This window comes from Streptomyces sp. NPDC051740, from assembly GCF_044453165.1.
GTDB lineage: Bacteria > Actinomycetota > Actinomycetes > Streptomycetales > Streptomycetaceae > Streptomyces > Streptomyces atrovirens.
In genome coordinates this window covers 392,538-408,637 of the sequence record NZ_JBITCL010000004.1, presented here as the reverse complement: position 1 = coordinate 408,637, position 16,100 = coordinate 392,538, and the positions used below count along the sequence as shown (strand labels likewise).

Genomic DNA, 16,100 nt, shown 5'->3' with positions numbered 1-16,100 from the left:
CAGTACCGACCCCTACACCCCACGCCAGCTCACGAACTCATGCTGACTCCCCGCCGGGAGGCGTGGGCCAAGCGAATCCGCTTCTCCGGTCAGGACCGCCACGCAGAACGACGCCATACCGCCCTCGAACACGATCCAATGATTCATCCCGTACGCCACCTGCCTCTGGAAGACGGCCACCCGCCAGTCATCGGGAGCGCCCTCGCACAGCCAGAACGCGACATCGCCGTGCCCCAAGTACGCGAAGGGCAGCAGCGGAGGCAGTGCGCCTGTCGGCAAAAGAGCGCCCAACTCTTCGAGGCACCCGAGGGCGGGATCGACCCCGTCCAGCAGATCTCCGTACGGCGAGCCGGGAACCGGCGGTGTGCTGACGGACAGGTACTCGTCGATCTCGCCACCGCCGTACGTCTCCACGAACTCGCGGTAGTCGGCCGGGAGCGCCAGGCCCGTCGTCCGCTCGATCTCTGCCCAATTCACCGCGTCACCGCCGGATACGGGTGGCGGAAGCAGCTCACACAGGCGGGCGACAGCGAGATGGGACATGCGCGATCCCCTTCGGGTACCGGGTAGAGGCCGGGCTCACGGCTGTCCCGGCAGAGGGGCGTCGACACCAGTACGGCTGTCGATTGCTCTACCCAGGTTCTTCCAGCCCTGGCCAGCAGTGTAAATGAGGTTCGACACGGTGGTGGCGTCGGCGCTCGCGTGACGTCCCCTGCTGTCCCATGCCGTATACGACATCCGGAACTCATAGGGCACGGTCCGACTACCGCTGTAGACCGGTGTCACCTTGTACCTCACGACATGCCTGGAGTCGATGAGGGACCGCACGGTGTCCTCGAAGTCCAGCATGCTGTCCATAGGGGGAATTGGCTTTTGAGGCTTTCCGACATAGGAATTGGCGTCGGCTCCGCAGGTCGCCAGGTTGGCCAGGTCGGTACCCGATCCGCTGAGCTGGGCACCGAGGAGGTGGCAAGCGTGGACGTCACGGCGTCGACCGCCCAGATGGCTGACGTACCTGCGGGCCCACTGGTAGCCGGGTGGCTCGGCGTCGGCTTTGGTGCCGGGGTGGGTGGTCACGTAGGCGAGGTTCAGACAGGCTTCCACACCGGTGGCTCGGTCACCGTGCGCGGCGTCCGGCAGACCGTGGTCTACCCATCCGGTGCCCTGCCTACGACAGTCAATACCTTCGCGATCTCCAGTACCACCTCCCCCATCGAGGTTCGGGGCCAGCTCATCTGCCGGCGTGTACTGCTCGGTGACATCGAAGCTCGCCTCGACGGCCGCACGTTGATCAATGACGACAGCTCGATCGAGTGCTCTCTGCTGGACACTCGCAATAGCGACCGAAGGCTTCGGAGCCGGCCGTGCAGGAGCTGGTCTCGGGCTGCTGCCGCGGTTGGGGTTCTGGGGTGTGGGCGGCTTGGGGGGCTTGGTCGTGCTGGTGCGCTGGATCCCGCTACTGCGGACGGGGCTCCTGGGGTGCGCCCTGGAAGTCGACGAGCAGCCGTAGGTGCATCCCCGGGGCGTGGTCGGGCGACTCGGGGATGTGGTGGGTTTGGTGGGATTGAACCGCATCTCCCAGCGGTACAGCTCGATGGCGTTCTTCCGGGCCTGGGCTCGGCTGCTGGTGTGACTACGACTTGTGTTGCCGGACGTGCGGGTCTGCCTTGGCTTGCTCGTGCGCACAGTCCCGTTCTTCGGGGCAACGCCATAACCGCGACCATTTCCCACGCCCCCGAATCTGCCGCCCCCCACTCGGAAAGTGAAGGTGCCGCCACCGCAGATGCACGCATGCCCTGTCGGGTCCGTGCCGTTCAGCGGATCCGCGTTCGCGTAGCCGTACCGGTTGGCCTGAGCTGACGGGCTGGCATCGAGCTGCCAGGTGTCGCGGGAGGCGAAACCGCCCGTGCCTGGCTGGTACCAGCGGGCCGCCATGTTGACGTCGCCGCTGTCCGGGTCGGTCCAGCCGGACTGGTAGCCGACGGCGGGCATGTCGCCCTCGGTGGCGGTCTTCGTGCCGAAGGGGTCGTAGGTGGTGGAGCCGGTGACTTCGGTGCCGTCGGCGGACAGGCCCGCGACGAGGTCGGTGTGCTGGTCGGTGATGGACCACTGGGTGGTGGTGCCGTCGGTGCTGGCGAGCAGGGAGCCGCCTGGTGTGCGGCTGTAGTCCGTGGTGCCGTCACCCAGGAGGTTGTTGGAGCCGCCGTCGTAACGGAATGCGGCGGAGCCGTTCCCGGCGACACGGTCGAATGAGTCGTAGGTGTACGTCGACGCCCCGTCCGTCACCTTGCGTTCGAAGGCGTCGAAGGCGAGCGTTCGGGAGCCGGTTCCCGTCTCGACCGTGCTGAGCGTGCCGCGCGGGGTGTGGCGGTACGTCGAAGTGCCGTCGTCGAGCAGACGGTTGCGTTCGTCGTACGTCGCCGTGGCCGATCCGGCCTTGACCCGATTGCCGGATGCGTCCCACTCGTAGTGGGTGGTCCGGTCTCCGCCGGTCCAGTACGACAGGCGTCCCGCCTGGTCGTAACCGTAGACGTGCTCGCCGGCTCCGGCCGTGCCGGCGGTCCCCTTCCAGGTCAGCCGGTCGTCCAGGTCGTAGGCGTAGGTGGTGGTCGCGATGCCGGTCGACTCGTCGGGGGTGGTGATGATGTCGTCGGTGAGACGCCCCAGACTGTCGTAGCCGTAGCTCCGCCGGGCCGATTCCACCCACTCGGTGGACCCTTCTGGCTGGATCGCGTACTGCTCCATGACCGGTCGGCCGACGGCGTCCCACTCGTACCAGATGTCCGCGCCGGTCATCTGGTTCCAGAGCCACTCCAGCCGGCCTGCCGAGTCATAGCCGTAGCTGGTCACGTTCTTGGTGTCCGACCGCTCGGTCATGTTGCCGTCGGTGTCGTAGGTGTAGCTCACGGCGCCGCCAGGGCCGTCCGCGGTCAGGAGCTGTCCGCGGTCGTTGTAGGTGTAGGTGTTCGGGTTGAGCGGCTCGGAAGAACCGACGGAGGTGAGGCGGCTCGCAAGGTCATAGCCCAGGGTGCGGTCGGTGGTGGCCGCTTCGGCACCGGTGCCGGTCTCGTGGGTGAGGCGGCCCAGGCCGTCATAGGTGCGCTCGCGCTTGACTCCTCCGGGCAACAGCTCGGTGACGGCCTGGCCGGCCTTGTCGTAGACGGTCGTCCAGGTGCGGTCCACGGCATTCGGGTGCGCGGTGGTGGCCGGTTCGATCGTGGATTCGGGCAGGCCCCAGCTGTTGAAGGTGTAGACGGTGGTGTTCCCGCGTCCGTCCGTCAACCGGGTGCGGTTGCCCGCCGCGTCGTAGCCGAAGGTGGTGGTGATCGACTCGCTGTCGGAGACCGGTTCGACCTGCTTGGTCGTACGGCCGAGCGCGTCGTAGGTGTAGGTCGTGCGGGCCTTGGTCTCGGCGGAGATCACGGCGGTACGGTTGCCGTCCGCGTCGAACTCGGCCTCCACGGTGCGCAGTGCCGTGCCGCCGGTGCCGTAGTCGGTGACGGCGGTCGCGTTGCCGAGGGTGTCGTACGCGGTCTTGGTGGTGCGGTTGGTCGCGTCGGTGGTGGAAGTCCGGCGGCCGAGGCCGTCGTAGGCGAACCGAGTGGTGCCCGCCGCGTCGGTCACCGACAGGACCTCGCCCGCCGGGTTGTAGGTGGCGGACGTGACGCGGTCGGCAGGGCTGGTCGACGTGGTCTGGTTGCCTGCGTCGTCCCAGGTGTAGCGGCTGATGAGGTTCTGTGGCTCGGGAAAGCGTTCGACGGTGGTCGCGGTGAGCTGTCGGCCGAGTTCGTCGTAGGTGGCCTCGGTGCGGGCGCCGGTGGGGTCGGTGACCGACAGTTGGAGTCCGGTGGGGGTCCAGGTGTGACGGGTCACGCCGCCGCCGTCCGCGCTCGGGGAGACGAGCAGGTCCGGATCGCTGCTCTCCATCGCCGCCAGGGCGGCAGCCGCGTCGGCGACGGGGTCCGTCCGGCTGGTGAGTTGACCGAGCTGGTCGTAGCCGTAGCGGGTGACGCGGCCCAGTGGATCTGTGACGGACTGCGGCAGGCCGAGCGGGTTGTAGGTGGTACGGGTGGTGGCGGTCAGGGGTGCCGCGACGCCGGGCGGGCTGTAGTCGGGCAGGGTCACGGCGGTCGTGCGGCCGAGGAGGTCGACTTCGGTACGGGTGATCCGTCCGTGGGCGTCCTTGACCTCGGTGGCCTCGCCAAAGGTGTTGTACCCGGTCAGGACTGTGGGTCTCACCGTGGCGGGGGTCTGGCCGTTCTCCTCGGCCTTTACCTCCGGAGCGGATTCCGCCACCAGGCGGCCCAGTTCGTCGTACCGGTAGGTGGTGGTGTGCGCCACGGGATCCGCGTCGGCGGTGTTGCCGCGCGGGCTCACGGCGGTCAGCGGCAGGCCGCGGTCGTCGTAGGTGTGCGTGGTCGTGTGGGTGCTCGTGCCGTCGGTGACCGTTTCCTTCGTCACGTTGCCAGCCGAGTCGTACTCCGCTGTCGTCGTGAGCTTCTTGTCACCGGTGATCGACTGCGTCTGCTCCGTGATCCGGTCGTCCCCGTCGTAGGCGTACGTGCTGGTGCGGTTCAGGCCGCCCGGGTCGAGGATGCTGGTCCTGGTGCGGCCCAGGGCGTCCACGGTGAACGTCTCCGTGGTCGTGCCGCCGCCGGTGACCTGCTTGATGAGGTTGCCGGCCGGGTCGTAGGTGTTGGCTTCCAGGACGATGTCGTGCCGGCCGGCGTCGGACTGTGTGACCTGCTTGGCGGTGGTGGAGGCGGGCAGACCGTCGTCGAAGTAGGTGTAGACGGTGGTGGCGCCCATGGCGTCCGTGGCCGAAGCCAGGCGGCCGGCCGGGTCGTAGGCGTTGGAGACCACGGTCAGGTCCCGTACGGTGCTCGAGGGATCACCGGTCCAGTCGTCCAGGACTGTGGTGGCGTGCTGACCACGGGCGGTGTAGGTGTACGTCATGTGCGTACCCGCCGGGTCGGTGGTGCCGGTGACGCGGCCGAAGGCATCGTGCTCGAACAGAGTGGTGTTCTGCTCGGCGTCGGTGACGCTGTCGTTCAGGCCGTGCGCGGTGTAGTGGTATGCCGTGGTGCGGGCGGGATCTCCACCCGTGGTGTCCTCGGTTTTCTCGGACAGCAGGTTGCCGTCCTCGTCATAAGTGCGGCTGATCTTCGCGGTGTGGGTGGTTCCGGTGATCTCGTTCTTCACGCCCACGCCGGTCTCGGTGACGACGCGTGAGGCCGCGTCGTAGCCGTACGACGTGGTGACACCGGTCGGGTGCGCGTCGGAGACCTGTCGCTCGGAGGTCTTCCGCCCCAGCCCGTCGTACGTGTACGCCGTGACGAGCCCGGACGGGGAAGTCACCTCGGCCAGGTCGCCGTTGGCGTGGTACCGGTAGGAAGTCTGTGCGCCGCCCGGGGTGGTCTGCTTGAGCACCAGACCGGCCGGGGCCGTGCCGCCGCCCACCGCGGCTTCGCTGCCGGTGGTGTAGGCGGTGGAGGCGGTGGTGTTGTCCGGGCGCTTCGTGGTGGCGGGCAGCCCCAGGGAGTTGTAGGTGTACTCGGTGCGGTAGCGGGTGTCCTTGTGGTCGGTCGAACGCGGGTCTCGGTAGGTCAGTGGCTTGTCGTTGCGCGGGTCGAGCGGGTCGCTCTCGTTGTGGTGGTACGACGAGAAACTCGTCCAGCACGAGTCTGCGTCCCGGCAGGTTGTGGCCGACACGACGTTGCCGCGCGCGTCGTGGCCGGTGACCGTGGCGTGCCCGTTGGCGTCGGTGACCGTGTGCAGGTTGCCTGCGGTGTCGTAGGCGTACGCCGTGACCGCGCCGGTGGCGTCCTTGCTCGACACCGTGCGCTGTCCGCGCAGGGAGTCGTAACTGGTGGTGCTGGTGTGCTGTTCGGGGTCCGTGACCGTGACGGTGGCGGTCAGACCCGAGGCCGCTGCCTCGGACTGTGCCCGGTAGTGCGCGGAGACCTGGTCGGCGGTCAGTGCGCTGCGGTACAGGGCGACCTCGTCCACCTGTCCGTCCAGGTAGTAGGTGCCCCCGGCCAGGCCCATCCAGCCCGAGCTGCCGTAGCCGCCGCCGACGTACACATAGGGGCGCGACTGGTCGGTGATGATGCCGTCGAGCGAGCCCACCTTGACGCCGTCCAGGTAGAGGGTCTGGGTGGTGCCGGAACCGGAGAGCACGACGTGGTGCCAGTCGCCGTCGGTGACCGTCTGGGAGGAGACGATGGGTGTCGCTCCTGAGACGCCGGAGAGGTAGAACTCACCACGCAGCTTGCCGGAGCCGTCGATGTTGAGGGCCGGCCGCCATGAGGTCGGGGTCTGTCCAACGGGGGCGTTCTGGAAGCCCAGCAGTACCGCCGACGGTTTTGTGGTGCGGAACCACATCTCGGCGGACAGGTCGGTGGTTCCGGCGAGGATCGAGCCGGGTATCTCGACGATCCCGCCCTTGCCGAGGGTCACCGCCCGGTCGTCTCCCGCACCGAATATCCCGGACTGGTCGAGCTTGGACGCGTCGGTCGTGTCGGGGTGGAAGGTGGCGTACATGCCGGGGCCGCCGACCTCGCTGGGCAGTGCGGTGCCGTCGCCTTCACCGAGCCGCCAGTACGCAGCAGGGGCATCCGCGACCGTGACGCCGCCGTACTGGTCTCCCCTGCCCGCGATGAGACTCCGGCGGGCCTGGATGTGCTGGTTGGGCGTGTCGGTCTGGCCGGGGCCGGGCGGGACGTAGGACCACGTGGTGGAGCCCGCCTTCTGAGTGAACGACACCAATGCCTTGTCGTAGAAGGCGACTTCGTCGATCTGCCCCGTGAAGTTGCGGTAGCCCTCGTCCCTGCCGTCCCAGCTGACCGAGGAGTAGCCGCCACCGATGAGTACGTGGGGGTACCGGCCCGCGACGACGCCCGTCGCCAGACTGCCCTGATGGCTGCCGTCCACGAACAGCGCCTGCATGCCCTCGTTGCCGGTGAGCAGTACGTGGTGCCACTTGTTGTCCGCGACGGCCTGCTTGGACAGCAGGCTCTGTCCCGTGCCCCAGAACCGGCCGCGCAGTTTCCCGTCGTCGTCGATCAGCAGCATGGGTCGCCAGCCGGTCGGGGCGTCTCCGAACTCGGCGTCCTGGTTGGTGACCAGGACGCCCGGGCCGGATGTCTTGAACCACAGTTCCAGCGACATCGCCGTCGTCGTACCGATGGTTTCGGAAGGTACTTCGACCGCGCCGTCGCCGGTGAAACTCGCCGCGGTGTCGTCGCCGTCGGCGAAGATACCCGCGCTGCCCAGGCGTACGCCGTCCAGGTAACTGCCGGCCAGGTCGTCACCGAGAGGGCTGGTGGCCGCCGCGCCGCCGCGCTCGCCCAGACGCCAGTAACCGATGGGTCCGCTTCGCTGGATCGATTCCGCGTAGGAGGACGAGGAGGACGAGTAGGCGGGCGCCGACACCTTCCAGGTGCCGCCGTTCTCGTCGGTGTGCTGGGTGAGTCGGCCACTGATCTGGTCGTATCCGGCGGTCGCGTGCACCCGGCCGGAGGGCAGAAGGACCTTCGTCATCTGCCCGATCGCGGATCGCTCCGCGTAGTGGTCGGCGACCGTGGTGGCGTCCAGGGTGTGGTCGTAGAAGGCCACTTCGTCCATCTGGCCCGTAAAGCGATACTCGCCGCCCGCCAGGCCCATCCAGCCGGAACTGCCGTATCCGGCTCCGAGGTAGGCATAGTCGCGGGACTGCTCGGTGAGTGCGCCTGCCAGCGAGCCGACCTTCGCTCCGTCCAGGTAGAGGGTCTGGGTGTTCGCGCCGGCCGTGAGCACCGCATGGTGCCACTGGCCGTCGGTCACGGTCCGCGTCGACACGATGGGCGTGGCTCCCGGGCTTCCGGTGAGATAGAACTCGCCGCGCAGCTTACCCTCGCCGTCGATGTTCAGCACGGGCCGCCACGAGGTCGGCTTCTCGCCCAGCTCGGTGTCCTGGAAGCCGACCAGGACACCGGACGGCGTGCTCGTCCTGAACCACAGCTCGATGGTCGGGAAGGCCGCGTTCTTCAGCGTGTCGGCCGGCAGTTCGACCACCGAGTCGACGCCGTCGAAGCCGGTCGAGGTGTCGGCCGTGCCCGCGATCGCCGACTCCGTGCCAAGTTGCGTGTCACGGTGGACGGCGTCGTTCAGACCGGTGCGCGAGACGGCCTCGCTGGCGGCCACGGAGCCCTCGCTCTCGCCGAGCCGCCAGCACGACGTGGGAGCGGCGTCGAGCACACCGCTGCGGTAGACCGAACCGGTGCCGTACTCGTACACCGTGCACTTGGTCGTCGACGACGGCGGGCACACCTTCGTCAGCAGGTCGCCGTCGTAGTGGTACGTCCACTTCAGGCCGGGCGTGCTCGCATCGATCGCGTTCGTGGTCACCGACTCGACGCGGTCACCCGACCAGGCGAAGGAGAGGGAGCGGCCCGACAGGTCGTCGGTCACCTTCTTCACCGGACCGCCGGTGGCCGTCTCGTGCGTGACGGTCTGCCCGCGTCCCGCGACGTCCGCGATCCGGGTGAGTACACCGCTGGATAGGAAGTGGTAGGTGGCGCCGGACCGTTCCCGCAGTACCCAGTCGGTCGACTGACGGGCCAGGGTGAGCGAGCCGCCCGGAGGACCGGTGTAGGTACCGTCGGCGTTCTTGCCGAACCGCACCTGTGAGCCGTCGGACAGGGTCACGAGAACCGTGGCCATGGCCGGTTCCTCACGCAGTCGCATGTCCCAGCGAGTGGACCAGCCACTGCCGAAGGCGTTGTCGCGGCGCGGATCGAGGGAGTTGTAGGTACGGGTGACCGCGAGTTCGGGGCCGACCGTGGTGAGTGCCGCGTCGGTCGCGGCGGTGACGTAGTTGCCCGCACGCGTGCCGATCTCCTTGCCGTCGTCGGCGCCGCCGAGGTGGCTGGTGACCGTGGGCTGGGGCACCTGCGTGGTCAGCAGCGCCGGGCCGGGCCGGACGGAGGTCGCGGCGCCGTCGTAGGCGTACGCGTACCAGGCGTAGGTCTTGCTCCAGGAGAGCCAGCCGGAGGGCACCGCCCACTGCTGCTCACTGGTGCGGGAGCCTGTTCTGCAGTTCTTGCGCAGATTGCTGCCCTCGACCTCGCACACCTCGAAGGAGTACTGCAGTTCCGCCTTCGGATAGCGGTCGGCGTCCGTGCCCTTGGCCCACAAGGTGGGGGTCAGCGAGTCGACCGTGGCACCGCTGCCGGGCGACGCCGCTGTCAGTTGCGGCGGGATGTTGACCGAGGACAGTCTGATGGCCGGTCCGGGTACGCCTGCCGAGGTGAAGCGGCTGACGCCGACATCGTCCATGGTCCACTGCACGGTGTACGTGGCCGGCGTCAGCGGGGCGATCTTCGCGTCCAGCGTCACGCTCTCGCCCGGCGAGATGTCCTGGGGCATCGCGGTCCAGCGGATCTTCGCCGAGTCGGTGATCTCCTTGCCGGCGGAGTCGAACAGGTTGTACCGCAGCTTGTAATTGCCGCCCTTCGGCCAGGTCGCCTGGCCCTGGTTGGTGACCGTCACCTTCTGGACGCCCTCGGTCGTGGCGGTCACCGGCGCGGTGAAGTCACCGAGCTTGTACGTGGCGCCGTACTTCGTCCAGGTCACGTCCAGGCTGGGCTTGCCGCCCGGATAGTCGTCGGATCCGAACTGCTTCCAGCCCTTGGAATCGGAGGTGGAGGCCTTCACCGCGAGGCCGTAGTTCTTCTTCCGGCCGTGGGTCCAGTCGTCCACCAACTTGCGGCCGGCCGAACCGAGTTTGATGCTCTCCCAGGCCGGTCCGCACGACCACGTCGTCGTGCCCGAGGGGCGCCAGCCGTGCGCGAAGCTCTTCGACGCCAGCGACGAACCGGTGGACGGTCCCGGGTACTTGGTGGTCGTGGACTCCGACCAGTTGGACGTGATGGGGTGCACGGTCACGGGGCGCGCGGTGCACGACAAGGACCAGGTGTTGTAGAGGGCCAGGTTGGCACCGAGCACCCAGGCGTTCTTGAGCGTGCTCTCGACGCCGGTGAACCGGATGAAGGCCGCGGCCTTGTGGTCACCACCGTCGTACGTGCCGACCTTCAGGACGGTGTCCGAGGCGAAGTTCTGGTTGTACGGGTACTGGACGTAGGTACCGGAGGTGGCATCGATGGACTTGACGGAGGGGTCGACCCGCACGGGGAAGACACGGTCCGGATCGCTGAGCCATTCCTTGTCGAGCTTCACCACGAGAACCTGACGACCGGCCTCTTCGGTGAGGCTGTACGTCACTCCGGAGGAGATCGCGCCTTCGTTGGCGTTCTCGGCGAAGGCGGAGTCCTCCATCCATCCGGCGGGGGTCCACGCCCGCTGGGCGCCCTCCTCGTCGACGAAGAGCAGTCCTCCGTGGCCGTCAAGACGAACAGTGAGTCCCTGGAGATCCAGTGGGAAGCGCCACTCGGTGGGCGCTTCCTCGTCCTTCAGGATCAGAGTCTCCTTCACCGAGTCACTGCCCGCGAGGAACTCGATGTCCGAATACGGACGCACGTCCTGATAGGTGACCTTGCTGCCGTCGGCCAGGCCCGGCGAGGGGCTTGCCTCGTCGACTCCATAACCGATCGAGAGTCCATCGCCGAGTTGCATCCGCAGGACGGCATCCGCGTCGGCGGACCCTGCGAACGAGATCGCCTTCTCGGTGGAGTTGGTCTCCCACCCCGGCTCACTCGCACTCATCGTGCGTGGACCGGAATCGTCCTGGCGTGCCAGCGTGGTGTCGACGGCGATCCAATCACCGTCTTTGTTCCGGTAGTTGACAGGCTCTGTATAGAACCGGGTCGTGTGTGTACCGTCCGGATTCCGGAAAGTCCGCTGGCGCTCCTCGCGCTCGCTCTTGATCTCGGTGCTTCGTCGGCTGTCGAATCCCTGCAGCACGGGCGTCCCAGGCACATCGGTCGGCGTCGCCGGCCCGGGCTCAGGCATGCTCGGAGCGTTGGGCAATCGAGTGACGCCTGGTTCCTGGTTCCTGGTCCGGGGACAACTCTCCGCGGCCGGTCAGCGCCCCTGTGCGTCCGCCCGTGGCCGAGGCATCCGTGGCATCGGCCGGTGCCTTGTGACTGCGACCGGTGGCCGAACCCCAACCCTGCTCCGGGGCGCTCTCACCGGAATTGTCACCTGGCCACTGCCCGATCGCCAACGCGGCCTGCTCCGTGCCGGCAAGCCCAGCGAGCACGAAAGCAAAGACAACAGCGAACGAACGCGTCGAACGACGCACAGACGCCCCCACTCGATCAATTCAAAGTGAGGGAAACGTAAGCGTCTCGCAGATCGATTCACAAGAAGATCACAACCTCTCGTGATCATAGCGTGATGATCTGTGACCGATATTTTCAACAAATGATCACTGGTCCGGTGAGAGAGGACCCAACACGCTGCAAGACTCATCAGACCGAGCACCCAGGCAGTCGCCAACCAGCAGAACAGGACGGAAAGACCACCATGGCCAGCGTTGTCGAGCTGACGTGCTACCCCGTCAAGGGCTGCGCCGGGACATCGGCGCGCGAGGCGCTGCTCACCCCGGCCGGGCTCGCGCACGACCGCAGTTTCATGGTCGTCGGTGAGGAGGGGGTGGGGCGGACGCAGCGCGGGGATCCCGGGCTGGCCCTGGTCCGGCCGACGGTCAGTGCCGACGGTGGCCGACTCACCCTCCGCGCGCCGGGGTTCGAAACGCTGGAGCTCCGCGTGGACACGGCCGCCGCCCGGCGGAAGGTGGACCTGTTCGGGACGGTCCACCAGGGCATCGACCAGGGTGACACGGCCGCCGACTGGTTCACGGAGGTGCTCGGCGTGCCGAGCCGGCTCGTGCGCGTGCCGCCGGAGCACGACCGGGTGACCGACGGCAGGACCCCGGGCACCTCCGCCTACGCCGACAGTTGCGCCCTGCACGTCGTCTCACGCGCCACGCTCGGCCTGCTCAACCGCAAACTGGCCGAACGCGGCCTCCCGCCGCTGCCGATGAACCGCTTCCGCCCCAACATCGTGGTCGACGGCTGGGACGAACCGCACACCGAGGACCGCGCCCACCGCATCCGTATCGGCGGCGCCGAACTGGGTTACGCCAAGCTCGCCATCCGCTGCGCGGTCACCATGGTCGAACAGGAGACGGGGGCGAAGGCGGGCCCGGAGCCGATCCGTACCCTCGCCGGCTACCGCCGCGCCACCGGGGGCGGCGTCGCCTGCGGGACCAAGTACGCGGTGCTCCGCACCGGCACCCTGTCCGTCGGTGACGACGTGGACGTCGTCTCGTGGGGCGACAGCGAGCTGTAGGGCGGTTCAGCCGTCCAGTCCGGCGCAGAGGGTGCTCACCTTGTCGTGGGCGGCGACCGCCTTGGCGCCCTTCACGTCGAAGGTCTGCAGGCGTCGTGTGATGTCCTGCAGGGCCTTGTCCAGAGCGTCGTAGCGACGGTCGAACCGGGCCGCGGAGTGGGCCAGGGTCGCCGCACCGCCGGCGCGGTTGTAGTAGGCCTCGGAGGCCTTGTCGTCATCGCCGAACACCTTGTCCAGCGCCGGGACCCTCTCCCACGCCTGGCAGGCGCCCGCCGCGTCGGCCGCGGCGTTGTCGAGGCCGGTCCCGGAGGCCGCGCTGTCCGGGCCGGACCACAGCAGCCAGCCCACGCCGATGCCCGCGCCGGCGGCGACGACGGCGGCCACCGACGCCACGATCCACCGGGAAGGAGCGCGGCCCCCGGCGGGAGGAACCGGCGGGGTGGAGGGGGGAGGCGGTATGGGGGCGGGGGCAGTCATCGGAACGGCTTCCTTCGGCGTACGGGCGGGCGGCCTTGGCGGCCGGGGACCGACAAAGTGAACCACCTCCCCCCGACGTCCGGTGGTGGTTCCGGGGTACGAGGTGTGCGGTCGGTGTGCGGGTGTTCAGCCGTACACCACCGACCACGGGCGCGGGGTGTCGTCGGGCGGGTGGGCGGTGCCCCCGCGTCGTGAGGTGGCGGTGTGGTGGCGGGCCAGGACCTCGGCGGCGAGTCCGGCGAAGCGGCGGGCGGCCGGGTGGGTCCCGCGGCCGGTGGGCCAGGCGCCGCCGATGCGCAGGGTGAGGGGCCGGCCCGCCAGGGGGGACCAGGCGACCCGGGGTTCCTTGCGGGCCGCCGGCCCCTGGTCGAAGGCGACTCCGTGCCCTGCCGTCACGAGGGCGAGCAGGAACTCGGGGTTGGAGGCGTGGCGGAGGCGGCCGGGGACGAAGCCCTCGGCGCGGCACACGTCGAGGATGCGGTCGTACCAGCCGGGCGCGTGTGCGCGGGGGAAGAGCACCAGGTCGTGGCCGGAGAGGTCGCCGAGCGTCACTTCCGGCAGCCGGGCCAGGGGGGAGGTGCGGGGGAGGACGACGCCCAGGTCCAGTGGGACGGCGGGGCCGAGCCGTAGTTCGGTGGCGTCGACGGGGTGGTGCACGAGTCCGACGTCCAGGCCGCCGGAGGCCAGCAGCCGCAGTTGCTCCACGGTGGTGACCTCCTGCAGGTCGACGGAGAGCTCCGGAGCGTGTTCCGCGCAGGCGGAGAGCAGGGCGGACAGCACGGCGGCCGTGGTGTCGGGCGGCACGCCCGCGCGCAGGGTGCCGAGGCCGCCGTCGGCGGCGCGGCGGGCCAGGGTGCGCAACTTCTTCTCTCTGCCGAGGAGTTCGTGGGCCTCTTCCAGCAGCGCCGCTCCGGCGGCGCTGAGCCGGACATCGCGCTGCGAGCGGTCGAACAGTTCGGCTCCGAGTTCCTTCTCCAGCCGGCGGATCGCCTGGCTGAGCGGTGGCTGGGCCATGCCCAGTCGCTCGGCGGCCCGGCTGAAGTGCAACTCGTCGGCTACGGTGACGAACAGGCGCAGGTGGCGCAAGAGATCCACGGTCGTGGATCCTATCCGGAAGCCGCCGTACGGGAGATGGGCCGGACGGCCGATGACGGGGAACGCCGATGTCCGAGGATGAGCAGTGATGAGCACGCGCACAGCGACCGAGGACCGGATCCGGCAGGTCTTCGCCGAGGCGGGCGCGAGGGGGCAGTTGCACGCCGTTCCCGTCCGGGTGCGTACGCCGGTCGCCGGGGAGACCGACGGCGGGCGGGGTGTCCGTGAAGTCGCCGTGGACGCCGATGACACCGTAGTCATCGCTTCGATCTTCAAGATACTGCTGGTGCTGGAGTTCGCCCGGCAGGCCGTGGCCGGCCAGCTCGATCCGAGGGAGCGGGTGCGGGTGACCTCGGCCGACCGGCTCGGCGGCTGGGGCACCGCCGGCTGCCTGGACGACGTCGAGCTGTCGTTGCGCGACCTGGCCTACTTCGCGATGTCGGTCAGCGACAACTCGGCCGCCGATCTGCTGCTGGACCGGGTCGGCCTGGACACCGTGAGACTGCTCGCGAAGGAACTCGGCCTGGACCGGACGCGCGTCGTGGGCGGCCCGCGGGACCTGCTGGAGTCGATGCTCGCGGAGGTCGGGGCACGCGACGAGAGGGAGTTCGCCGTGCGCTACCCGGCCCTGCCCGACGAGCGGAAGAGACGGCTGGCGGTACTGGACCCCCACCACACCACGGCCGGTACGCCCCGCGAGATCACCCGGCTGCTCCGGCTCGTCTGGACCGATGCCGCCGGGCCGCCGGAAGCCTGTGCGCTCGTGCGCGACCTGATGGGCAGGCAGGTCTTCCGCCACCGGCTGGTGTCGGGTTTCCCGGACGACGTCGCGGTCGCGGCCAAGACCGGCACCCTGCCCGGGCTGCACATGGAGGCGGGCGTCGCCCGTTACCCGGACGGCGAGTGCTACGCGATCGCCGTGTTCGCGCGCACGCACGACCTGACCGCCTCCCGTGCCACGGTGGACGCGGCGATCGGCCGGGCCGCCGGAATCGCGGCGGCTTTCCTCCGCGGTGAGGGCCGCTGACCGGGGCACATATGCGTTCGCGTATCGGAAGTGCCGGATTCCGGTCTTGGACAGGGGACTTCGCCCCTTGATCTGCTGACGCCATGACCCAGGACATACACGCCTCGGACGGATCAGCTGTCTCCCCCGGCCGCGGGCTCGACCGCCGTACGGTGCTGCGGGGGGCCGCGCTCGGTGCGGCGGCCCCACTGGTCCCGGCCACGGCGGCCACGGCGGCCACCACGTCCGCGACCACCGGCCGCGACCGGAGCGGTGACCGGGCCGCCCGTTCCGTGTCGTTCCGCTGGCTCGGCACCTCGGGCTGGCGCATCGACGTGGGCGACCGCACCGTGCTCTTCGACCCCTACCTCACCCGTTTCCGGACCGGCCTGTTCGACGGCGGCCTCGACTCGCGGACCCGGCTGAAAACGGACCCCTCCGTCGTGGACGCGCACATCGGCCGTCCCGAACTGGTGCTGGTGAGCCACTCCCACTGGGACCACCTCGGTGACGTGCCGTACATCGCCAGGACCACCGGCGCCCGCGTCATCGGCACCGAGACCACGTACCACCTGCTCACCGCCCTCGGAGTCGACCCGGGACAGATCTCCGTGGTGAAGGGCGGCGAGGTACTGGACATCGGCACGATCACCGTCGAGGTCGTACCCAGCCTCCACAGCCGCAACAAGAACTGCGCGTACTTCGCCCCGGGCACGCTGAACGCCCCGCCGGCGAAGGTTCCCAGCACCATCGCGGACCTGCCCGAGGGCGACACCCTGGCCTTCCAGGTCACGGCCGGGGAGCACGGCCCGTCGGCGTTCCTCATGGGGGCCAGCGACTTCGCCGAGCGGGCGGTGCGGGGACTGCGCCCCGACCTCGCGATGGTCGCCGTACCCACCGCCACCGGCACCACCCACGACTACGTGCCCCGGCTGCTGGGCGCCCTGGACTCCCCCGGTGTCGTCGTCCCCGTCCACTGGGACAACTTCGAGCTGCCGCTGGGCGGTTCCCCGGTCCGCGACCCGGCGATGGACCTCGACGCCTTCCTCGCCCAGATCGGGAAGGCGTCTCCGGCCACCCGGACCGTCGTCCCGGACTACCGCACCGTGTACGACGGCGACATGCGGCCCGTGAACCGGTAGGCGAGGCCCGCCGGGCCGGTTCGGAGCCGTCGGCCCGGCCCGGTTCGTTCTCGTACGGCCCAGGGGCCGCCCCCCGGCGGAGACCC

The 16,100-nt window shown here is 69.3% G+C and carries 7 protein-coding genes; 3 read left to right on the top strand and 4 right to left on the bottom strand.

All coding sequences use genetic code 11. The features are described from left to right. Window positions 1-12 precede the first annotated feature (12 nt). Entirely contained in the window at window positions 13-543 is a 531-nt protein-coding gene (locus ACIA6T_RS09750; RefSeq protein ID WP_383340190.1) for an SMI1/KNR4 family protein, read from the bottom strand. A 36-nt stretch (window positions 544-579) separates the two neighbouring features. Next, window positions 580-10,704 carry a LamG-like jellyroll fold domain-containing protein gene (locus ACIA6T_RS09745; protein ID WP_399446018.1) on the bottom strand — a complete coding sequence of 3,375 codons (10,125 nt, stop codon included), beginning with the start codon at window positions 10,702-10,704 and terminating at the stop codon, window positions 580-582. A gap of 762 nt (window positions 10,705-11,466) precedes the next feature. Between ACIA6T_RS09745 and ACIA6T_RS09740 the strand changes: the two genes are divergently transcribed. Further along, a complete protein-coding gene (locus tag ACIA6T_RS09740) occupies window positions 11,467-12,294 on the top strand; it encodes an MOSC domain-containing protein (protein ID WP_399446017.1) in 828 nt (275 codons plus the stop codon). A 6-nt stretch (window positions 12,295-12,300) separates the two neighbouring features. Here the strand turns inward: ACIA6T_RS09740 and ACIA6T_RS09735 are convergent, their stop codons facing one another. Beyond that, on the bottom strand, window positions 12,301-12,678 hold the full coding sequence (locus tag ACIA6T_RS09735) for a hypothetical protein (RefSeq protein WP_399446016.1): 378 nt from the start codon (window positions 12,676-12,678) through the stop codon (window positions 12,301-12,303). Between the two features lie 219 nt (window positions 12,679-12,897). Next, window positions 12,898-13,866, bottom strand: coding sequence for a LysR family transcriptional regulator (locus ACIA6T_RS09730; RefSeq protein ID WP_399446015.1), 969 nt, complete (start codon window positions 13,864-13,866; stop codon window positions 12,898-12,900). An 88-nt stretch (window positions 13,867-13,954) separates the two neighbouring features. Between ACIA6T_RS09730 and ACIA6T_RS09725 the strand changes: the two genes are divergently transcribed. Next, window positions 13,955-14,893: a serine hydrolase gene (locus ACIA6T_RS09725; RefSeq protein ID WP_399446014.1), complete on the top strand. Its 939-nt coding sequence runs from the start codon at window positions 13,955-13,957 to the stop codon at window positions 14,891-14,893. 83 nt (window positions 14,894-14,976) lie between these two features. Beyond that, window positions 14,977-16,014, top strand: a complete 1,038-nt coding sequence (locus tag ACIA6T_RS09720; RefSeq protein ID WP_399446013.1) for an MBL fold metallo-hydrolase — start codon at window positions 14,977-14,979, stop codon at window positions 16,012-16,014. The last annotated feature ends 86 nt before the right edge of the window (window positions 16,015-16,100 follow it).